This is a genomic window from Variovorax sp. YR634, assembly GCF_900106655.1.
Taxonomy (GTDB): domain Bacteria; phylum Pseudomonadota; class Gammaproteobacteria; order Burkholderiales; family Burkholderiaceae_C; genus Variovorax.
This window is the reverse complement of the sequence record NZ_FNOL01000005.1, coordinates 263,492-284,647: the sequence shown is the minus strand read 5'-3', so window position 1 is coordinate 284,647 and position 21,156 is coordinate 263,492. Positions and strand designations below refer to the sequence as shown.

Below are 21,156 nucleotides of genomic sequence, written 5' to 3'. Positions count from 1 at the left end.
GCTAGTCGTCTTTCGAGCGCGAAGCGACGGCTTGCGCGATGAGCGCGTTCATGTCGGCCGCACGCTCGGTGGTGCGGTCGAACAGGAAGTGCAGCGTGGGCACGGTGTGGATGTGCAGGCGCTTGAACAGGCCGTTGCGCAGGAAGCCCGCGGCCTGGTTCAGCGCTTCGGTGGTCTCGGCCACGTCGCCCGTGAGCAGGCTGAAGAAAATCTTCGCGTGCGCATAGTCGGGCGTGACCTCGACGGCCTGGATCGTGACCATGCCCACGCGCGGGTCCTTCAACTCGCGCGCGATCAGCTCCGTCAGATCGCGTTGGATCTGATCGGCAACCTTGAACGCGCGGTTGGGGGCGGCGGCTTTTCTCTTCGGCATGGACTTTCTCGCATGGAACGCTTACAGCGTCCGGGCGATTTCCTTGATCTCGAAGAATTCGAGCTGATCGCCCTCTTTGATGTCGTTGTAGTTCTTGAGCTTGATACCGCACTCAAAACCTTCGCGGACTTCGCGCACATCGTCCTTCATGCGCTTGATCGAGTCGATTTCGCCCGTGTAGACCACCACGTTGTCGCGCAGCAGGCGGAAATGCGCAGTGCGGTTGACCGAGCCCGAAGTGATGTAGGAACCTGCAACGGTACCGATCTTCGAGGCCACGAACACCGTGCGGATTTCGGCCGAGCCGATGATTTCCTCGCGGCGCTCCGGCGCCAGCATGCCCGACATCGCGACCTTGATCTCGTCCACGGCGTCGTAAATGATGCTGTAGTAGTTCAGCTGCACGCCGTTGTTCTCGGCCAGCTTGCGCGCACCGGCATCGGCACGCACGTTGAAGCCGATCACGACCGCCTTGGAGGCGATGGCGAGGTTGATGTCGCTTTCGCTGATACCACCCACGCCGGCATACACCACCTGCACCTTGACTTCGTCCGTCGCCAGCTTGAGCAGCGATTGCGCCAGAGCTTCCTGCGAGCCCTGCACGTCGGCCTTGATGATGATGCGCAGCGTCTGCACTTCGCCCGCCGACAGGTCGGTGAACATGTTCTGCAGGTTCGCGGCCTGGGCCTTCGCCAGCTTGGTGTTGCGGAACTTGCCGGCACGGTAGGTGGCGATTTCGCGCGCACGGCGCTCGTCGCTCATCACCATGAACTCGTCACCCGCTTGCGGCACTTCGGTCAGACCCTGGATTTCGACCGGGATCGACGGGCCTGCAGTCTTGGTCGACTTGCCGTCTTCGTCCAGCATGGCACGCACGCGGCCATAGGTCGAGCCGGCCAGCACCACGTCGCCGGTCTTGAGCGTACCGGACTGAACCAGCACGGTAGCAACCGGGCCGCGGCCCTTGTCGAGCTGGGCTTCGATGACCAGGCCCTTGGCGGCGGCATCCACCGGCGCCTTGAGTTCCAGCACTTCGGCCTGCAGCAGCACCTGTTCGAGCAGGTCGTCGATGCCCTGGCCCGTCTTGGCGGACACCGGCACGAACGGCACGTCGCCGCCGTACTCTTCGGGCACGACCTCTTCGGCCACCAGTTCCTGCTTCACGCGGTCCAGGTTGGCGTCGGGCTTGTCCACCTTGTTGATGGCAACCACGATCGGCACACCAGCCGCCTTCGCGTGCTTGATGGCTTCCTTGGTCTGGGGCATGACGCCGTCGTCGGCCGCCACCACCAGGATCACGATGTCGGTAGCTTGCGCACCGCGAGCACGCATGGCAGTGAAGGCCTCGTGACCCGGGGTGTCGAGGAACGACACCATGCCGCGATCGGTTTCCACATGGTAGGCACCGATGTGCTGCGTGATGCCGCCGGCTTCGCCCGCAGCGACCTTGGCGCGGCGGATGTAGTCGAGCAGCGAGGTCTTGCCGTGGTCGACGTGACCCATGACGGTCACGACCGGTGCACGCGGCAGGGCTTCGGCGGTTTGCGCCGACACGTCCTCGTCGGTGAAGGCTTCCGGGTCGTCAAGCGCGGCAACCACCGCGTTGTGGCCCATTTCCTCCACCAGGATCATTGCGGTGTCCTGGTCGAGCGACTGGTTGATGGTCGCCATCTGGCCGAGCTTCATCAGTTGCTTGATGACCTCTTGCGCCTTGACGGCCATCTTGTGCGCGAGCTCGGACACCGTGATGGTTTCGGGCACATGCACTTCGAGAATGCGCGCCTCGACCGGTGCGGCCGGCGCATGTTGCTCGTCGTGACCGCCGCGGTCGTTGCCACGGCGACCGCGCGGGCCTCCGCGCCAGTTGCCGCGACCGACACCACCGCTGGCATCGCCGCGGGTCTTGATTTCCTTCTTCTTGGCAGGATCGCCAGCCCAGCTCGACGAGAGCTTGGCGGACTTGACTTCCTTGCCTGCGGCACCGGCGGCGCCGGGTGCAGCTGCTGCAGCGCCGGGAGCGGCAGGTGCGCCGGCACGCGCTGCGGGCGCGGTCGGCTTGTGCAGCGTTCCCTTGACCGCGGCCTTTTCGGGCTGCGGCTTCTCGGGCGCCTTGTGCGGCACCAGCACGCGGGCCGGTGCGTTCATCATGGCGCGGATGGCTTCGGCTTCGGCCAGGGCCTTGCGGCGACGCTCGTCGAGATCCTTGGCGCGCGCGGCTTCTTCGTCGGCGCGGGCCTTCGATTCGGCGGCGGCCTTGGCCTTCGCGTCTTCCTTGGCCTGCGTCGCAGCAGTTTGCGCGGCGAGCTTGGTATCGGCAGCCTTCTGCTCTGCAGCAGCGGCGGCGGCCGTCACGGCGGGCGCGGGGGCAGCCGCCGGCTTGGTGGCCGTGGTGCTGTCCTTTGCGCTCGCGGCGGCAGCAGCTGCTGCGGCAGCGGCCTTCTTCTCGGCGGTTTCGGCGGCGACACGTGCGGCTTCCTGCTCGGCCTTCTCAGCCTTCTCGGCCTGCTCGCGTTCGCGGGCTTCGGCTTCTTCGCGCAGGCGGCGCTTTTCGGCCAGCTCTTCTTCCTGGCGGCGAATCAGCTCGGCCTGGCGGCGCGCTTCTTCCTCGCGGCGGGCCAGTTCGGCTTCGTCGATGCGGGGAGCGGCGGGTGCGGCGGCAGGTGCCTCGGCCACTTGCTGCGCCGTCTCGGGCGTGGCGGGATGGCCGTCTTCGCGCTGGATGAAGGTGCGCTTCTTGCGCACCTCGACCTGGATGGTGCGGGCGCGGCCGGTGGCGTCGGCCTGCTTGATCTCGCTGGTCGACTTCTTGGTCAGCGTGATCTTCTTGCGCTCGGGCTCGACGGTGCCGTGGCTGGCCTTCAGGTGGCCGAGCAGGCGCTGCTTGTCAGCCTCGGTGAGCGCATCGGTGGCGGCCGCTTTGGGCACACCTGCGCTCTTGAGCTGGTCAAGCAAGGTTTCGGGAGTCTTCTTGAGCTCGTTCGCGAACTCGGCGACAGTGGTACTGGACATATTGGTTTCGTGCCTCCATGACCGTCACTCTTGGCCGGCGAACCAGTGTTCGCGGGCTTTCAAGATGAGGGCTTTGGCGTCATCGGCGCTTTGGCCGGTGATCTCGGTGAGTTCATCGACCGCGAGGTCGGCAAGATCGTCACGGGTGTTCACACCCGCTTCGGTCAGCTTGGGAATCAGCTCGGGGTCCAGGCCTTCGAGGTCGTGCAGGTCTTGCGACACCGTCGACTGGGCCTCGACGCCCTCTTCCTTGGCGATTTCCATGGTCAGCAGCGCATCCTTGGCACGCGAGCGCAGCTCATTGATGGTGTCTTCGTCGAAGGCCTCGATTTCCAGCATTTCGGAAATTGGCACATAGGCCACTTCTTCGAGGCTGTTGAAGCCTTCCGAAATGAGGATGTCGGCGATTTCCTCGTCGACGTCGAGCTTTTCCATGAAGAGCTTGCGGCTGGCGTCCGTTTCGGTCGCCTGCTTCTGGGCCGACTCGTTGGCGTCCATGATGTTGATCTTCCAGCCGGTGAGGTCGGAAGCCAGGCGCACGTTCTGGCCGCCGCGGCCGATGGCGATGGCGAGGTTTTCCTCGTCGACCACCACGTCCATGGCGTGCTTTTCTTCGTCCACCACGATCGACGACACGTTGGCCGGGGCCAGCGCACCGATCACGAACTGGGCCGGGTCTTCGCTCCACAGCACGATGTCCACGCGCTCGCCAGCGAGCTCGTTGGTCACAGCGTTGACGCGGGTGCCGCGCACGCCGACGCAGGTGCCGATGGGGTCGACGCGCTTGTCGTGCGATAGCACGGCAATCTTGGCGCGCGAACCCGGGTCACGGGCGCAGCTCTTGATTTCGAGCAGGCCTTGCTCGATTTCGGGCACTTCCTGGCGGAACAGCTCGATCATGAACTCGGGGGCCGAGCGCGACAGGATGATCGGCGCGCCGCGCAGCGTCAGGTCAACCTCCATGATCATGGCGCGCACGCGGTCGCCGTTGCGCAGGTTTTCCTTGGCGATCATTTCGCTGCGGCGCAGGCGCCCTTCGACACGGCCGGCCTCGACGATGATGTCGCCCTTGTCCAGGCGCTTGACGGTGCCCACGAAGATCTTGTCGCCGCGCGACATGAAGTCGTTGAGCAGCATCTCGCGCTCGGCGTCGCGGATCTTCTGCAGGATGACCTGCTTGGCGGCCATGGCGCCGATGCGGCCGATCGGCACCGAGTCCACCGCTTCTTCGATGTACTCGCCGACTTCGATGTCCGACATTTCTTCCTTGGCTTCGAACAGGAGGATTTCCTGGTCGGGCAGCTGCAGGCCGGCCTCGTCGGGCACGACGTGCCAGCGGCGGAAGGTTTCGTAGTCGCCGCTGTCGCGATCGACCGCGACGCGAATGTCCACATCGCCCTGATGGAGCTTCTTGGTGGCCTGCGCCAGAGCGGACTCGACCGCACCGAAGACCACGTCACGCTCGACGTTCTTCTCGCGCGAGATCGCATCCACCAACATCAACATTTCGCGATTCATGCCACCACTCCTCTAGTCAGTCCGGAACCTGCGTTCCGTCGTCAATATCCGAAAAACCCGGTTGGGTTTTGGCCTTGCGGCCCTTGAAATCCACAATAGGCGCGAGCCGCGCCTCGCGCAGCTCGTCCAGCACGAAGCCCAGCGCCTGCAGCGTTGCAGGCGCGCGCTTCTTGCTCACTTTTTGACCCGGCTTGGGCTCCGGCGCATCGCTCCAGACGATTTGCCAGCCCTGGGCGCCGACAGCGCCCTCAACCCGTGCAACACGCTCCAGCGTGCCGCGAAACTTCTTGCGAGTGGCCGACACCTGGCCCGCCGCCGCAGCACCCATGGGCGCCTTGAGCGTGATGTCGATCACCTCGCCCACGAAACGCTCGAAATCCTGCTCATTGCGCAGCGGACGGTCAATACCGGGCGAGGACACCTCGAGCCGCTTGTAATCGACACCATCGACCTCGAGCGCAAATTGCAATTGGCGCGTTACCTTCTCGCAGTCTTCGACCGTCACGAAGGGCTCTGGCACGCCGGCAGCCGCATCTTCCAAGGTGGGGGCCGTCCAGGGCAAATCAATCGTCACGCGCAGCAATCCCCCGGCCGAGCGTTCGATCTCGACCAGGTCATAGCCGAGACCGGCCACGGTTTGTTCCACTATTTGCTGCAATGCCACGTGTTCGAAGGTGCCTTTTAAATACTGGGTTCATGCCATCCGCCCGCCACGGATGCCAGATCGCCATGAATGCTCAGAATGCATAGACCAAAAAAAACGGGCGGTTGGTACCCGCCCGTTTGGTCGTGAGCCTCGAATTATATGCTATTTGTGTAATAAATGAAGGGGCTTCGAGGCTCAGCCACCTATTGATTGGCGCGATTTGAACCAAACCAATGCGAATAGCACCGCGCCGAGCGCCAATGCCGCCGCCGCGACCAGCAACGGCAGCTGAAAAGACCCCGTCCGCTGGGCCAGTGGCGCCGCAAACAGCGGCCCGACGATCTGCCCTACTCCATAGGATGCCGTCGCGTAGCCGATCAGCCCGGCAGCCGCATTGCCGCGCAGCCGGCGCGCATCCCGCATGGCAAAAAGAGTGATCGCGGTAAACGGCATGCCCAGCAGCAGGCTTCCGAGCGCGAATCCGGCAATGCTCGGCCATGCCACCGACAGCACGACGCCCAGCGCCTGCAACGCGTAGGCGCAAGCCAGCAGTAGCCGGTTGTCCCAATGCGTCGGCGCGCGGGCCCCGATCAGCGCGCCCGGAATGATGGCCAGCCCGAACAGCGGCCAGAAGAAGTCCGGCCAGGGCGATCCCGGCAGCGCCTGCCGGGCGATCACCGGCAGGAAGGTGGCGGTAATGATGTAACCGAAGCCCGCCAGCCCATAGAGCGCGACCAGCCAGATCGCATCGCTGCGATCGGCCGGCCCGGCCGCGCGAACCGCCGCAGCAGGCGCCGGAGCGGCACCGCCACCTGCGGATGCCCGCTCGCCGTCGTCGAACACCCGCCAGATCACCGCGATCAGCACGACCGCCAGGATGCCAAGGCCGATCCACCCCGCCTCGGAACCCCAGCGCCCCAGCGCACCACCGAGCAGGCCCGTCATCGCGATGCCGATTCCCGGCCCGGTGTAGATCACGCCGGCCAGCGTCGGCGCGTTCGTCTCCGCCAGCCGGCGCAGGCCCCAGCCTGAGGCGAAGACGAAGACCCAGGCGCTCATCACGCCTGCCGCCGTGCGCAGCACGCCCCAGCTCGTGAAGCTGTGCAGCAAGCCCATGCCGATCAGCAGAGCGGCCGTGGCCACCAGCCCGCCCCGCACCATGCTCGACGCCTTGATGCCGATGGCGGCACAGCTCACCGCACCGAGGAAGTACCCCAGGTAGTTGAGCGACGCCAGAACCCCGCCCGCCGCCAGCTCCAGCTTTCCCTCGTGCAGCATGATGGGCAGCATGGGTGTGAAGGCAAAGCGCCCCAGGCCCATCGCCACTGCGAGGGTGACCATGCAGGCCAGCGCCGCGCGCCAGGCTCCGCGCCGGTCGCGTCCGATTTCCGACATTTCTTGCAGTCTCCGTTTATTCCAGCAGCGCGGCGGCCACCAGCTTCTTTGTATAGGGGTGCTCGGGCGCGTCGAGCACGCGCTCGACCGACCCTGTTTCGAGAATGGCCCCGTCCTTCATCACGATGACGTGGTGCGCCATCGCCCGGATCACCTCGACGTCGTGCGTGATCAGCAGATAGCTCAGCCCCCGCTCGCGCTGCAGGCGCTGCAGCAGGCTCAGCACCTGCTTCTGGATCGTCACGTCCAGCGCGCTGGTGGGCTCGTCGAGCACCAGCAGCTGCGGGTCGACGATCAGCGCGCGGGCAATCGCCAGACGCTGCCGCTGACCGCCCGAAAACTCGTGCGGATAGCGGTCGAGCAGCGAGGGGAACTGGGCCTCCGTCAGCCCGACATCGGCCAGCGCGACGAGTGCACGGGCACGGCGCGCCGCTGTGTCGAGTTCGGGCGCGTGCACGCGCAACCCCTCGCCCACGATCTGCTCCACCGTCATGCGCGGCGACAGCGACGAGAACGGGTCCTGGAACACCACCTGCATCACGCGGCGCAGGCCAAGATCGGAGGCGCGGTCGACCGCCCAGCCCTTGCCCGCGACCGTCAGCGCGCCCTGGTGCTTCAGCAGCCCCAGCGCCGCCAGCGCCAGCGTCGACTTGCCCGAACCCGACTCACCGACCACGCCGAGCGTCTCGCCCGGCACGATGCGGAAATCCGCCCCCTGCACCGCCACGAATTCGCCCTTGCGGAACCAGCCGGCGAAGCCCGGCTTCGGCACGGGATAGATCACGCGCAGGGCCTTGGCCTCGATCACTGGCGCCGCGTCAGCGCGCGCAGCGACGGCCGCCACGTTGCGCTCAGGATGACTGTCGATCAGCTTGCGCGTGTAGGGATGCTGCGGGGCATCGAACACAGGCGCCACCGCGCCATGCTCGACGATGTGGCCGTTCTCCATGACCACCACGCGATCGGCAAAACGCCGCACCAGGTTCAGGTCGTGCGTGATGAGGAGCACCGCCATGCCGTACTTGCGCTGCAGGTCGGCCAGCAATTCGAGGATCTGCGCGCGCACGGTCACGTCGAGCGCGGTGGTTGGCTCGTCGGCCAGCAACAGGCGCGGCTTGCAGGCCAGCGCCATCGCGATCATCGCGCGCTGGCGCTGGCCGCCCGAGAGCTGGTGCGGAAACGCCCTCGCCCGTCGCGCCGGCTCCGGGATGCCGGTGTCAGCCAGCAGCTGGACGGCCGCCGTCTGCGCGGCGCGGGCCGACAGCCCTTCGTGCAGTTCGAGCACCTCGGCGATCTGGTCGCCGACACTGTAGAGCGCATTCAACGCGGTCATCGGCTCCTGGAAGATCATCGCGATCTCCTTGCCGCGGATGCCGCGCAATTCGCGCTCGGGAATCGACAACAGGTCGCGCGCGCCCTGCGAGCGCCCGCCGCCAAAGAGCCGGGCAGTGCCAGAAAGATCGGCGTTCTGCACCAGCCGCAGCAGCGACAGCGCAGTGACCGTCTTGCCCGAGCCCGACTCGCCGACGAGCGCGAGCTTTTCGCCAGCGGCCATCTGGAAGTCGATGCCGTGCACGACCTCCTTGCCGCTGAATGCGACGCGCAGGCCCTTTACGTCGAGCAGGGGCTGGTTGGGTTGTTGTGAATCGCTCATCACTTGTCTGCCTTGCGCGGATCGAGCGCATCGCGCAGCGCGTCGCCCATGAAAGTCAGCAGCATCAGCGTGACGACTAGCACAACGAAAGTGGACAGCGAGATCCACCAGGCGTCGATGTTGCCCTTGCCCTGGCTCAGCAGCTCACCGAGCGACGGTGTGCCTGGCGGCACGCCAAGGCCGAGAAAGTCCAGAGAGGTCAGCGCCAGAATGGCCGCGCTCATGCGGAACGGCAGAAAGGTGACGACCGGCACCATGCTGTTGGGCAGGATGTGGCGCCACATGATCTGCAGATTGCCCACGCCGAGCGCCCGCGCCGCACGCACGTAGTCCATCTGCCGGTTGCGCAGGAACTCGGCGCGCACGTAGTCCGACAACCCCATCCAGCCGAACAAGCTCAGCAGGATCAGCAGCAGCGCCACGCTGGGCGTGAAGATCGCGCTGAAGATGATCAGCAGGTACAGCTCGGGCATCGCTCCCCAGATCTCGATCAGCCGCTGGAAGGTCAGGTCGATCTTTCCGCCGAAGAAGCCTTGCACCGCGCCAGTCGCGATACCCAGCACCACCCCTATTACCGTGAGCGCCAGCGCGAACAGCACGCTCACGCGAAAGCCGTAGATCAGCTGGGCCAGCAGGTCGCGGCCCCGCTCATCGGTGCCGAGCAGGTTCTCGCTCGACGGGGCCGCAGGGTTCGGAGGCTTCGAGAAATAGTTGAGCGTGGCCGGGCCATAGCGGTTGGGCGCATAGATCGCCCAGTTGCCGCCCTGGGTGATGCGCTGCTCGATGAACGGATCAAGGTAGTCGGCCGGCGTTTCGAAATCGCCGCCGAAGGTTTTCTCGGAATAGTCCCGCAGCACCGGGAAATAGGTCTTGCCTTCGTAGCGCACCACGAGCGGCTTGTCGGTGGAAAGCACGTCGGCGAAAAGGCTCAGCACCACCAGCGCCGAGAAGATCAACAGGCTCCAGAACCCCAGCGGATTGCGGCGAAAACGGCGCCAGGCGCGGCGGCCGGGGCTCACGGACACGACAGGCGCTTTAGTCAAACTTCACCCTCGGATCGACCCAGACATAGCAAAGATCGGAGATGAGCTTGGTCACCAGACCGATCAGCGTGAAAAGATAGAGCGTGCCCAGAAACACCGGGTAGTCGCGCCGCAACACGCTTTCGTAGCTGAGCAGGCCCATCCCGTCGAGCGAGAACAGCGTCTCGATCAGCAGCGCGCCCGAGAAGAAGGCGCCGATAAAGGCCGTCGGAAAGCCCGTGATGATCGGAATCAGCGCGTTGCGGAACACGTGCTTCCAGAGCACCTGGCGCTCGGCCAGTCCCTTGGCACGCGCCGTCAGCACGTACTGCTTGCGGATCTCTTCGAGGAAGGAGTTCTTGGTGAGCATCGCGGTAATCGCGAAACTGCCGAGCACCATCGCCGTCACCGGCAAGGTGATGTGCCACAGGTAGTCGACGATGCGCGCGCCCCAACTCAGCGACTCCCAGTTCGGTGAGGTCAGCCCGCGCAGCGGAAACCATTGCAGCTGGCCGCCGAAGATCACGAGCAGCGCCACGCCCAGCACAAAGCCCGGAATCGCGTAGCCAACGAGCACCAGCAGCGTCGTCAGAAAGTCGAAGCGCGAACCGGCGCGAACCGCTTTCGCAACGCCGAGCGGCACCGCTATCAGGTAGCTGATGAAGAAGGTCCAGAGCCCCAGGCTGATCGAGACCGGCAACTTCTCCTTGATGAGCTGCCACACGTCCTTGCTCTGGAAGAAGCTCTTGCCCAGGTCGAAGCGCGCGAACTGCTTGAGCATCTGCCAGAAGCGCTCGGGTGCCGGCTTGTCGAAGCCGTAGAGAGCCTTGATCTCCGCCACCTGCTTGGCGTCGAGGGAGCGCCCCGTGGGGCCACCCGAGAGGCGGTTTTCCTTGTTGGTCAGTTGCGACAGCAACTGCTCGGCCGGACCGCCCGGAACGAATTGAACGATGGCGAAATTGATCAGCAGCACCCCGAACAGCGTGGGAATGATCAGCAGAAGGCGTCGGAGCAGGTAGGCGGCCATGCGGTCTGTCTGTGTCTGTCGTCTACTTCGCTGCCGGGTCGATCCACCACGTCGTCAGCATCGCCGAGCCGGCGAGAAGACGTTGCGGCAATGGCGCTTCGGGGCGGCGCAGCTTGCGCTTGTGGGCAATGAAATATTGCTTGCCGTAGTACATCGGGATCACGTAATGCTGGTGGAGCAAGTAACGGTCCAGCAGCCGCGCGCCTGCTGCGAGCGACTTGCGGTCCGGGCTGTTGACGATCACTTCGAGAATCTCGTCGATCACCGGATCGCTGATGCCGCTGAGGTTCTGGCTCCCCTTTTCGTTGGCCGATTTCGAGCCGAAATCGTCGTACAGCTCGTTGCCCGGACTCGATGAGCCACCCGCGATGTTGATGACCATGTCGAAGTCGAGATCGTCCTGTTTCTTCTTTATCAGGCTCGGGTCGCGCAAGCGATAGTCCAGCGCGATTCCCAGCTTGGCGAGGTTGCGCGCGTAAGGCGCCAGCACCACGCCCGAACTGCGATCCCCAATGTCGAAATTGATGACGAAAGGCGTTCCGTCCCTGTCGCGCAAGGCGCCATCCCTGTATGTCCAGCCCGCCTCTCTAAGCAGCTCCTGCGCGCGAACGAGGTTGCGCCGCAGGCCTTCGGCGGTGTCTCCGCTGCTGGCGGGGCGCGGCAGTTCGCCCTTCGTGTTGTCGATGTATCGCTGCCTGTTCTTGAGGTGCTCGATCAGCACTTGCTCCTCGGGGCTGATCTCGGGCTGGGCCATGAGGTCATCGCTGTTCTGGAAGTAGCTCATCGTGCGGGCCCTGCGCCCGTAGAAGAGATGCTGGTTGAGCCAGTCGAAATCGAAGGCCAGCGCCAATGCCTGTCGCACGCGCATGTCCTGGAAGCGAGGCTGCCGCAGGTTGGGCGAGAGGCCCTGCATGCCGGTGAAGCGACGGTGCGAAATCTCTTCCTTGACCAGCTCGCCGGAATCGAAGCGCCGCCCCTTGTAGCGGCGCACCCAGGCGATGATCGAGCGTTCTTCCATCGCATCGAGTGAGCCGGCCTTGAGCGACTCTTCCTCTCCGAGTGCGTCCTTGAAGTATTGGTACGAAACCTCGCCGAAATTGAACATCCCCTTGCGCACCGGGAGATCGGCGGCCCAGTAGTCCGGCCGCCGACGGTACGAGATGTACTTCCCGAAGTCGACCTTGTCCACCACGTACGGCCCGCTGGCTATGGGCGGCTCGCTCACGATCTGGTCAAAGGGCTTGCCTTTGCCCCAGGCACTCGAGAAAACCGGCAGCTGGCCGATGATCATGTGCAGCTCGGAGTTCTGGCGCTTGAAGTCGAAGCGGATCGTGCGATCCCCCACCACCACGGCGCCCTTGATGTCAACCCAGTACGAGCGGAAGGTCGGCCCTGCCTGCTTGCTCATCAGGGTGTCGAAGGAGTACTTCACGTCCTTCGCGAGCACCGGGGAGCCATCGGAGAACTTGGCTTTCGGGTTCAGGCGGAAAGTGACGCTCAGGCGGTCTGCGGCAAGCTGCACGTCTTCGGCCAGCATGCCGTAGTTGGAGAAGGGCTCGTCTTCGCTCGGCGTCATCAGCGAATCGAAGATCAGGCCGTACTCGGAGAACACAAAACCATTGGCGCTGTAGCCCATGCCCTGCGGCGGCACACCCCGCAGCGTGAAGGGGTTGAGCTTGTCGAAGGTTCCGCTGGCCGAGAGGATCAGCTCGCCGCCCTTGGGGGCATCGGGATTCACGTAGTCGAAATTCTTGAACGACGCCGGGTACTTCGGCTCGTAACCCATGCCCAGACCATGCGCTGCCCACGAGGGGAGCGCCAAGAGAGCCAATATCAGAAGCAGCCAACCTCGCATGCGAGAATTCTGCCCAAGATTTTCACGAGGCAACTTCATGGGCTTTCTTTCCGGCAAAAAACTGTTGATCACCGGTGTGTTGAGCAATCGCTCCATTGCTTATGGCATTGCCAAGGCCTGTCATGAACAGGGCGCGGAGCTCGCCTTCAGCTATGTCGGCGAGCGATTCAAGGACCGTATCACCGAATATGCCGCAGACTTTGGCTCGAAGCTGATTTTCGATTGCGACGTGGGCGACGACGCGCAGATCGACAAGCTCTTTGCAGACCTCTCGCAGACCTGGCCGAAGTTCGACGGCTTCGTGCACAGCATCGGCTTCGCGCCGCGCGAGTCCATCGCGGGCGACTTCCTCGACGGGCTCTCGCGCGAAGGCTTCAAGATCGCGCACGACATCAGTGCGTACAGCTTTCCGGCCATGGCCAAGTCGGCCCTGCCCTACCTCAACGACAAGTCGGCCCTGCTCACGCTGACCTACCTGGGCGCCGAACGCGCGCTGCCCAACTACAACACCATGGGCCTGGCCAAGGCCTCGCTCGAAGCCTCGGTGCGCTACACCGCCGCCTCGCTCGGCCCGAAGGGCATGCGCGTGAACGGCATCAGTGCGGGCCCGATCAAGACGCTGGCAGCCAGCGGCATCAAGGGCTTCGGCAAGATGCTGGCGGCCGTGGCCGACGCCTCGCCCATCCGCCGCAACGTGACCATCGAGGAAGTCGGCAACGTGGCCGCCTTCCTGCTGAGCGACCTGGCCAGCGGCGTGACCGCCGAGATCACCTACGTGGACGGCGGCTTCAGCAATGTCGTCGGCGGGATGGCCGAGTAATCCTGCCATCGAGCCCCGACACGGCCACCAGATGGCCGTGCTGCGCTATTCATTTCATAGCATCGTGCTGAACCGACGCTCCCTCCTGCTTGCCGCTTTCGGCGCGGTCACCGCGCCTGCCGCGTTCGCGCGCGAGGCGGCGCCCTCGCTGATGCTGGCCGACGTCTACCGCCCCGGCATGTCGCTGCACGACTACTGGGTCAGCGAGAAGTACGACGGGGTACGCGGCTACTGGGACGGCAAGCAGCTTTGGACACGCGGGGGCGAACGGATCGTGGCGCCGGCATGGTTCACCGCACCGCTGCCGAAGCAACCCCTCGATGGCGAACTGTGGGTGGGCCGCGGCCAGTTCACACGCGCCGTCTCCACGGTGCGCAGCCAGACGCCCAATGACATCGCCTGGCGCGAAATGCACTTCATGGTGTTCGACCTGCCCGCGCAGGGCGGCGACTTCTCGACGCGCCTCGCCGTGCTGCGCAAGCTGCTGCCAATTACCGACGCGCCATGGGTCGTCGTGGTTCCGCAGGAACGCGCAACCACGCACGCCGCATTGCAGGCGCTGCTCGACAAGACAGTAAAGATGGGGGGCGAGGGCCTGATGCTCCATCGCGGCAGCTCCCAATACCGTGGCGAGCGCAACAGCGACTTGCTGAAGGTCAAGCCCTACGAAGACGCCGAAGCCCGCGTGGTCGAGCACGTGCCCGGCAAGGGCAAGCACAGTGGCCGGCTCGGCGCGCTGGTGGTCGAGACGGCCGACGGCAAGCGCTTCAAGCTCGGCACCGGACTGACCGACGCGGAACGCGAGAGCCCGCCCGCCGTCGGCAGCTGGGTGACCTACCGCTACAACGGCACCACCGCCAAGGGCCTGCCCCGCTTCGCGCGCTTCATGCGGGTGCGCGAAGGTTAGGCCGGCCCGTCCGGCCGGCCTGCTTCCTTACTTCACTTCCCTGACGCAGTCCGCGTAGTAGCGCTTCTTGCCCGTCTCGTCGACGCGCGCAACCAGGCCGTGGATGTCGGTCTCGAAGCCCGGGCACTGCGTGTTGAACTCGCGCGAGAACTTGAGGTAGTCGACGATCTTCTTGTTGAACACCTCGCCCGGAATCAGCAGCGGAATGCCCGGCGGGTAAGGCGTGATCAGGCTGGTGGTGATGCGGCCTTCGAGCTCGTCGATTTCCACGCGCTCAGTCTTGCGGTGCGCGATGTGGGCGAAGGCGTCGCTGGGCTTCATGGCCGGCGTCAGGTCGCTCAGGTACATCTCGGTCGTGAGGCGGGCCACGTCGTAGCGCGCATACAGCTGGTGGATGTGCTGGCACAGGTCGCGCAGGCCGAGGCGTTCGTAGCCCGGATGCTGCTGGCAGAACTCGGGCAGGATGCGCCACATCGGCTGGTTGCGCGCGTAGTCGTCCTTGAACTGCTGCAGCGCCGTCAGCAGCGTGTTCCAGCGGCCCTTGGTGATGCCGATGGTGAACATGATGAAGAAGCTGTAGAGCCCGGTCTTCTCCACGATCACGCCATGCTCGGCGAGGAACTTGGTCACCACGCTGGCCGGGATGCCGGTTTCGGCGAAGTTGCCTTCGAGGTCGAGACCCGGCGTGACGATGGTCGACTTGATCGGGTCGAGCATGTTGAAGCCGTCGGCCAGCTCGCCGAAGCCGTGCCAGTTGCGCGGAGACTTCTTGTTCTTGGGCTTGCCGTTCTTCTCGCCCTGCATGATCCAGTCGTCGGCGCGGCCGATGCCTTCTTCGACGAGCTTCTCGGGGCCCCAGACCTTGAACCACCACTCGTCCTTGCCGAACTCTGCCTCGACCTTGCGCATGGCGCGGCGGAAGTCGAGCGCCTCGAGGATGCTTTCTTCCACCAGCGCGGTGCCTCCGGGCGGCTCCATCATGGCGGCGGCCACGTCGCAGCTCGCGATGATCGCGTACTGCGGGCTGGTCGACGAGTGCATCAGGTAGGCCTCGTTGAACAGGTCGCGGTCGAGCTGACGGTTCTGCGAGTCCTGCACCAGCACATGGCTGGCCTGGCTGATGCCGGCCAGCAGCTTGTGCGTCGACTGCGTGGCGAACACCAGCGATTCCTTCGGGCGCACGCGGCGCTTGCCCATCGCGTGATAGGCGCCATAGAACGGGTGGAAGGCCGCGTGAGGCAGCCACGCCTCGTCGAAGTGCAGCGTGTCGACGTAGCCGTCGAGCATGTTCTTGATGGTCTCGGTGTTGTAGATCACGCCGTCGTAGGTCGACTGCGTGAGCGTCATCACGCGCGGCTTGACCTTGTCGGGGTCCACGTCGGCCAGCAGCGGGTTGGCCTTGATCTTGGCCTTGATGGCGCTCTGCTCGAACTCGCTCTTGGGAATGGGGCCGATGATGCCGAAGTGATTGCGCGTGGGCTTCATGAACACCGGAATCGCGCCGGTCATGATGATCGCGTGCAGGATCGATTTGTGGCAGTTGCGGTCGACCACCACCACGTCGCCTGGCGCCACCGTGTGGTGCCACACCATCTTGTTGCTGGTGCTGGTGCCGTTGGTCACGAAGAAGCAGTGGTCGGCGTTGAAGATGCGCGCCGCATTGCGTTCGCTGGCCGCCACCGGGCCGGTGTGGTCGAGCAGCTGGCCCAGTTCCTCGACCGCGTTGCAGACGTCGGCGCGCAGCATGTTCTCGCCGAAGAACTGGTGGAACATCTGGCCCACCGGGCTCTTCAGGAACGCCACGCCGCCCGAGTGGCCCGGGCAGTGCCACGAATAGGAGCCGTCTTCCGCGTAGTCGATCAGCGCCTTGAAGAACGGCGGCTGCACGCCCTCGAGGTAGCTCTTGGCCTCGCGGATGATGTGGCGCGCCACGAATTCGGGGGTGTCCTCGAACATGTGGATGAAGCCGTGCAGCTCGCGCAGGATGTCGTTCGGGATGTGGCGCGAGGTCTTGGTCTCGCCGTAGATGTAGATCGGCACGTCGGCGTTCTTGCGCCGCACTTCGCCGATGAAGTTGCGCAGGTTCAGCACGGCCGGGTCGAGGTCGGGGCCGACCGTGAACTCCTCGTCGTCGATCGACAGGATGAACGCGCTGGCACGGCTTTGCTGCTGGGCGAACTGGCTCAGGTCGCCGTAGCTCGTGACGCCCAGCACCTCGAAGCCCTCGCTTTCGAAGGCCTGCGCGAGCGCGCGAATGCCGAGGCCCGAGGTGTTTTCGGAGCGGAAGTCCTCGTCAATGATGACGATGGGAAAGCGGAATTTCATGAGCGGGGCTCCGGGCAGGCTGACAGACAGGCAATAAGGCGAGGCGCGAAGTGTACGGAATTCGGATGACGAATCTGGTCAGGCTCGTGCAAGCCATTCGGGCCTGTCCGGCATGGTCCCTTTCGTCGGCTCGGGCGCAGTACCCCTACGCAGGGCAAGCGCTTGGAGCAGATGCATCAGAATGGCGCGCATCGAATAAGGAAAAGAGGAGTCGACATGGCGAATTCCACCGTCTGGTGGCTGATTGCGGGGGTAGCCATCGTGGTTGAGTTGCTCTCGGGCACCGTCTATCTGCTGCTGCTGGCCGCCGGTTTCGCGGCCGCGGCAATTGCGGCGCACCTGGGCTTCGGCACCGTCACCCAACTGATCGTGGCCTCGGTCATCGGCGTGGGCGCCGTGCTGACCTGGTACTCGATCCAGCGCAAGCGCCCCCCTGCCCCGCCCACCGGAACCAACCGCGACGTGAACCTCGACATCGGCGAGACCGTTCACGTCGATGCCTGGAATGCCGACGGCACGGCAACCGTGCGCTACCGGGGTGCGCAATGGACGGTGGTCCAGCGCGCAGGCCGCACGCCGTCGACCGGCGAGCACCGCGTGGTCGAAGTCATCGGCAGCCGGCTGGTCGTCGACAAGGTTTAGTCAATACGTAGAACTCAGAAAAGGAAGCGCACCATGGAATTTTCGGTCCCACTCATCATCCTGGTCATCGCGATCATCTTCATCAGCCAGTCGGTGAAGTTCGTGCCGCAGCAGAACGCCTGGGTGCGCGAGCGCCTCGGCAAGTACCACGGCACCATGACGCCCGGCCCCAACTTCCTGATTCCGTTCATCGACCGGGTGGCCTACAAGCACAGCCTGAAGGAAATCCCGCTCGACGTGCCGAGCCAGATCTGCATCACGCGCGACAACACGCAGCTGCAGGTCGACGGCATCCTGTACTTCCAGGTGACCGATCCGATGCGCGCGAGCTACGGCTCGTCGAACTACATCGTGGCCGTGACGCAACTCGCACAGACCTCGCTGCGCAGCGTGATCGGCAAGCTGGAGCTCGACAAGACCTTCGAGGAACGCGACGTCATCAACGCCCAGGTGGTTGCCGCCATCGACGAGGCCGCGCTCAACTGGGGCGTGAAGGTGCTGCGCTATGAAATCAAGGACCTGACGCCGCCGAAGGAAATCCTGCTGGCCATGCAGGCACAGATCACGGCCGAGCGCGGCAAACGCGCGCTGATCGCGGCCTCGGAAGGCCGCCGCCAGGAGCAGATCAACATCGCCACCGGCGAACGCGAGGCCTTCATCGCCCGCTCCGAAGGCGAGAAGCAGGCGCAGATCAACAACGCCCAGGGTGAAGCCGCCGCCATTACCGCAGTCGCCACCGCAACGGCGGATGCCATCGAACGCGTGGCCGCGGCCATCCGCCAGCCGGGCGGCGAACAGGCCGTGCAGTTGAAGGTGGCCGAGCGCGCGGTCGACGCCTACGGCAAGGTCGCGGCCGATTCCAAGACCACCCTGATCGTGCCAAGCAACATGAGCGAGACCGCCGCGCTCATCGCGTCGGCCATGCGCATGGTCCAGGCAGGCAAGCCGTCGAATCCGACCTGAACTGACTGCTACAATCGTGGGCTCAGGAGCGGTGGATGAGCGGTTTAAGTCGCACGCCTGGAAAGCGTGTGAGGGTTAATAGCCCTCCGCGGGTTCGAATCCCGCCTGCTCCGCCAGAGATTGATTGTTCGTAACCGTTCGCGAACATGAAGACAAAGCAAGAAGCCCAAGTTGCCACAAGCACTTGGGCTTTTTTGTCGTCTGGCCCAACCAGACTTGAAAGGCAGTGCGTTGCTTTGCAACAACTTGACTCCCGAACTCAGACACTTTCTTCTGGCAGTACCATCCAAAGGTTTTCATTTCAAGCCCACAAAGGAGCCTCGATGGCCGGACAACCGAAAACCCAGCCGCGTGGCAAGACACCGCTGGACCGCACCCTCGAAAAGAGCGAGCAGGTGGCTGCCGACGTGCAACGGGCATCGGACAACCTCGCCGTGGTGAATACGGTGCTCGAACAGGAACTGCCCGAAGAAGTGCAGGTTGGCGAGGTGGCACAGGCCATCGAACACACCAGCCAGCTGGAAGAGAAGCTGGCCAAGTCCGCCGAGAAGCTGGCCGAGGTCAATGCCGCGCTGAGCGAGGAAATCGAGAAGCGTCTCGAGGTCACGGCTGAGCGCGACGAAAGCCAGGCTCTGGCCGAGAAGCTCAAGGCAAAGATCCGCGCCGAAAGCTCCGACTGACCGGCGCGCAATACGCCGTCCGTATCCTTTCTCCTACGCTGCATCAGCGTCAGGCACGCTACGCTATTGGTTCTCAAAGCGAAACCACGGCATGGCCCTCATCACGTTCCTCGTCGAGGACAACAAGACCATCAGGGATAACCTGGTCCCGGCACTCGAGGACTTGGTCAACGGCCGCGTGGTCGGCTTCGCCGAAACCGAAACGGAAGCCCTTGCATGGCTCGCGGCGCATCCTGATGACTGGCAGCTCCTGATCGTCGACCTGTTCCTGAAGGAAGGCTCCGGTCTCGGCGTGCTGGGCGGCTGCAAGACCCGCAAACCCAGCCAGCGAGTGGTCGTGCTCAGCAACTACGTGACGGCGGATATCCGGGCGCGCTGCACGGCGCTCGGCGCCGATGCGGTGTTCGACAAGTCACGCGACCTCGATGCCTTCATCGAGTACTGCAATGCCAACCGCCCATCGGGCCTTGCTCCGCTCTGAACTCTGAATAAGCCGCCTTCGAAGCGGCCATGAAAAAAGGGCCCGAAGGCCCTTTTCTCTTTTGCGGATAACCGCAGGTTTGCCGAAATGAATCAGCGCACCACGGCGATCTGCGTGCGTGCACCACCCTTGTAGGTGTACAGCGTCAGGGCACCGTTCTTGATGTCGCCCTTTTCGTCGAAGGCGATCGGGCCGGTCACGCCCTTGTATTGCACCTTGCCAACTTCAGGCAGGTACTTGGCGGGGTCGGACGAACCGGCCTTCACCATGGCTTCGGCCAGCACGTTGACCGCGTCGTACACGTACGGTGCATAGATCTGCACTTCGACGCCGTTCTTGGTCTTGAACTTGGCCTTGAAGTCTTCCAGCGGCTGCTTGAAGTCGCCGTCCACACCGCCGGCTTCGGCGCAAACAACCATCTCTTCGCCGATGGCATCGCCAGCCAGCTTCGGCAGTTCGCTGGTGCACAGGCCGTCGCCGCCCATGAACTTGACGTTCAGGCCGAGTTGCTTGACCTGCTTGAGCATCGGGCCGCCAACGGCGTCCATGCCGCCGAAGAACAGCACGTCGGGCTTGGAGGCCTTCAGCTTGGTCAGGATGGCGTTGAAGTCGGTCGACTTGTCGGTGGTGAACTCGTGGCCCACGATGGTGGCGCCAGCGGCCTTGGCCGACTTCTCGAACTCTTCGGCAACGCCTTGGCCGTAGGCGGTACGGTCGTCGATCACGGCAATGTTCTTGCCCTTGAGCGTTTCGACTGCGTACTTGCCCAGCGTGCCGCCGAGTTGCGTGTCGTCAGCCACCACGCGGAACGTGGTCTTGAAGCCTTGACGCGTGTACTTCGGGTTGGTGGCCGAAGGCGAGATCTGCGGAATGCCGGCGTCGCTGTAGAGCTTCGAGGCGGGGATGGTGGTGCCCGAGTTCAGGTGACCGACCACGCCGTTGACCTTCTCGTCCACGAGCTTCTGGGCCACAGCCGTGCCCTGCTTCGGATCGCCTGCGTCGTCTTCGGCGATCAGTTCGAACTTGGCAACCTTGTCGCCGATCTTGAGGCCCTTTGCATTCAGGTCTTCGATGGCCATCTTGGCGCCGAACTCGTTGTCCTTGCCGAGGTGGGCGATGGCACCGCTGGTCGGTCCCACGTGACCGATCTTGACGACCAGGGTTTCTCCGGCAGGTGCGGGTGCAGGTGCAGCCGGGGCCGCAGCCGTTGGCGCGGGCGCTGCAGCGGGAGCAGCAGCTTCTTCCTTCTTGCCGCAAGCCACGAGCGTGATTGCAGCCAGTGCGACCGCAGTCCATTTCAATTGCATGAGAACCTCCAGAACTTGGATGAAAAGAATAAAAAACCGGTCGTGTGATCCGGGCGCGCTGACCTCGCAAGTTTCGCGCCGCGGACCAGCGGCACCCTCACGCCCTTCCGACCTGCGGCGCAGTTTAGCCGAGGATTCAGGCTCCGGAAGCTGGCGTAGACCCTGTGTTTTCGCTGAGTTCGGCGGCCATGGCCTCGATCACCAACGCACGCAAAACGGCTTCGATTTCATTGCGCAAACGCGGCACCATCGCATCGAGTTGATGCTGAACGGCAGCTGACACGGTGTCGCTCAAACGCTCTTCCAGAGACAGGTCGACGCGCTGCAGAACGCGGTGCAGCAACTGCTCTTCGAGGCTGACGATTTCCGCCTGCGAAAGCTGCGCGGCCGGCGGCAATGCCATGGCACTCGCCGGGTCGGGCTGGGGCGTCGGTGCGGCCTGCGGCTCGGGGATCGCGGGCTCCTCCGGGATCTCGAGCACCGTGGTCAGCGTGGGAACGAACCGGGGCGGCGTGCGCAGTGTGCTGGCCAT

General features: G+C 64.3%; 18 protein-coding genes and 1 tRNA gene. 7 read left to right on the top strand and 12 right to left on the bottom strand.

Annotated features, from left to right (window positions below; translation table 11 throughout):
- Position 1: 1 nt before the first annotated feature.
- The 9 genes from rbfA to BLV60_RS12295 all read right to left on the bottom strand — a co-directional run bounded on the left by rbfA (position 2) and on the right by BLV60_RS12295 (position 12,466).
- Complete coding sequence (gene rbfA, locus BLV60_RS12335) at positions 2 to 373, bottom strand: 30S ribosome-binding factor RbfA (protein WP_062479819.1); 372 nt, start codon at positions 371 to 373, stop codon at positions 2 to 4.
- 21 nt (positions 374 to 394) lie between these two features.
- Positions 395 to 3,382, bottom strand: coding sequence for a translation initiation factor IF-2 (gene infB / locus BLV60_RS12330; RefSeq protein WP_093054762.1), 2,988 nt, complete (start codon positions 3,380 to 3,382; stop codon positions 395 to 397).
- Between the two features lie 24 nt (positions 3,383 to 3,406).
- Entirely contained in the window at positions 3,407 to 4,900 is a 1,494-nt protein-coding gene (nusA, locus tag BLV60_RS12325; protein WP_093054760.1) for a transcription termination factor NusA, read from the bottom strand.
- 16 nt (positions 4,901 to 4,916) lie between these two features.
- The gene (gene rimP, locus BLV60_RS12320) at positions 4,917 to 5,564 is read right to left on the bottom strand and encodes a ribosome maturation factor RimP (RefSeq protein WP_093054758.1); all 648 of its coding nucleotides are present in this window, start codon (positions 5,562 to 5,564) and stop codon (positions 4,917 to 4,919) included.
- 177 nt (positions 5,565 to 5,741) lie between these two features.
- Complete coding sequence (locus BLV60_RS12315) at positions 5,742 to 6,941, bottom strand: YbfB/YjiJ family MFS transporter (RefSeq protein ID WP_093054756.1); 1,200 nt, start codon at positions 6,939 to 6,941, stop codon at positions 5,742 to 5,744.
- A gap of 16 nt (positions 6,942 to 6,957) precedes the next feature.
- Positions 6,958 to 8,595: an ABC transporter ATP-binding protein gene (locus tag BLV60_RS12310; RefSeq protein ID WP_093054754.1), complete on the bottom strand. Its 1,638-nt coding sequence runs from the start codon at positions 8,593 to 8,595 to the stop codon at positions 6,958 to 6,960.
- Positions 8,595 to 9,638 (bottom strand): ABC transporter permease, encoded by a 1,044-nt coding sequence (locus tag BLV60_RS12305; protein ID WP_093054752.1) that lies wholly within the window; start codon positions 9,636 to 9,638, stop codon positions 8,595 to 8,597. Before BLV60_RS12305 ends, BLV60_RS12310 begins: the two co-directional genes overlap by 1 nt.
- Positions 9,631 to 10,644: a microcin C ABC transporter permease YejB gene (locus BLV60_RS12300; protein ID WP_093054750.1), complete on the bottom strand. Its 1,014-nt coding sequence runs from the start codon at positions 10,642 to 10,644 to the stop codon at positions 9,631 to 9,633. The genes BLV60_RS12305 and BLV60_RS12300 overlap by 8 nt, the downstream gene beginning before the upstream one ends.
- A gap of 22 nt (positions 10,645 to 10,666) precedes the next feature.
- Positions 10,667 to 12,466, bottom strand: a complete 1,800-nt coding sequence (locus BLV60_RS12295) for an extracellular solute-binding protein (protein WP_256329002.1) — start codon at positions 12,464 to 12,466, stop codon at positions 10,667 to 10,669.
- A gap of 70 nt (positions 12,467 to 12,536) precedes the next feature.
- On the opposite strand from BLV60_RS12295, the gene fabI reads away from it, so the two are divergent.
- Together fabI and BLV60_RS12285 are read left to right on the top strand one after the other, a co-directional pair.
- Positions 12,537 to 13,319 carry an enoyl-ACP reductase FabI gene (gene fabI, locus BLV60_RS12290; RefSeq protein WP_093054746.1) on the top strand — a complete coding sequence of 261 codons (783 nt, stop codon included), beginning with the start codon at positions 12,537 to 12,539 and terminating at the stop codon, positions 13,317 to 13,319.
- 31 nt (positions 13,320 to 13,350) lie between these two features.
- Entirely contained in the window at positions 13,351 to 14,226 is an 876-nt protein-coding gene (locus BLV60_RS12285; RefSeq protein WP_371127365.1) for a DNA ligase, read from the top strand.
- A gap of 27 nt (positions 14,227 to 14,253) precedes the next feature.
- Here BLV60_RS12285 and BLV60_RS12280 read toward each other — a convergent pair whose 3' ends face one another.
- Positions 14,254 to 16,551 carry an arginine/lysine/ornithine decarboxylase gene (locus BLV60_RS12280; RefSeq protein WP_093054744.1) on the bottom strand — a complete coding sequence of 766 codons (2,298 nt, stop codon included), beginning with the start codon at positions 16,549 to 16,551 and terminating at the stop codon, positions 14,254 to 14,256.
- 216 nt (positions 16,552 to 16,767) lie between these two features.
- On the opposite strand from BLV60_RS12280, the gene BLV60_RS12275 reads away from it, so the two are divergent.
- The 5 genes from BLV60_RS12275 (at position 16,768) to BLV60_RS12255 (ending at position 19,317) form a co-directional block, all read left to right on the top strand.
- Positions 16,768 to 17,193, top strand: a complete 426-nt coding sequence (locus BLV60_RS12275) for an NfeD family protein (RefSeq protein ID WP_093054742.1) — start codon at positions 16,768 to 16,770, stop codon at positions 17,191 to 17,193.
- Between the two features lie 33 nt (positions 17,194 to 17,226).
- Complete coding sequence (locus BLV60_RS12270; protein WP_093054740.1) at positions 17,227 to 18,156, top strand: SPFH domain-containing protein; 930 nt, start codon at positions 17,227 to 17,229, stop codon at positions 18,154 to 18,156.
- A gap of 25 nt (positions 18,157 to 18,181) precedes the next feature.
- Positions 18,182 to 18,272 (top strand) — tRNA-Ser (locus BLV60_RS12265).
- Between the two features lie 207 nt (positions 18,273 to 18,479).
- Positions 18,480 to 18,836 carry a hypothetical protein gene (locus BLV60_RS12260; protein WP_093054735.1) on the top strand — a complete coding sequence of 119 codons (357 nt, stop codon included), beginning with the start codon at positions 18,480 to 18,482 and terminating at the stop codon, positions 18,834 to 18,836.
- Between the two features lie 91 nt (positions 18,837 to 18,927).
- On the top strand, positions 18,928 to 19,317 hold the full coding sequence (locus tag BLV60_RS12255; RefSeq protein ID WP_093054733.1) for a response regulator: 390 nt from the start codon (positions 18,928 to 18,930) through the stop codon (positions 19,315 to 19,317).
- A 92-nt stretch (positions 19,318 to 19,409) separates the two neighbouring features.
- Here BLV60_RS12255 and BLV60_RS12250 read toward each other — a convergent pair whose 3' ends face one another.
- Together BLV60_RS12250 and BLV60_RS12245 are read right to left on the bottom strand one after the other, a co-directional pair.
- Positions 19,410 to 20,624, bottom strand: coding sequence for a branched-chain amino acid ABC transporter substrate-binding protein (locus BLV60_RS12250; protein WP_093054731.1), 1,215 nt, complete (start codon positions 20,622 to 20,624; stop codon positions 19,410 to 19,412).
- A gap of 136 nt (positions 20,625 to 20,760) precedes the next feature.
- Positions 20,761 to 21,156 carry a hypothetical protein gene (locus tag BLV60_RS12245; RefSeq protein WP_093054729.1) on the bottom strand — a complete coding sequence of 132 codons (396 nt, stop codon included), beginning with the start codon at positions 21,154 to 21,156 and terminating at the stop codon, positions 20,761 to 20,763.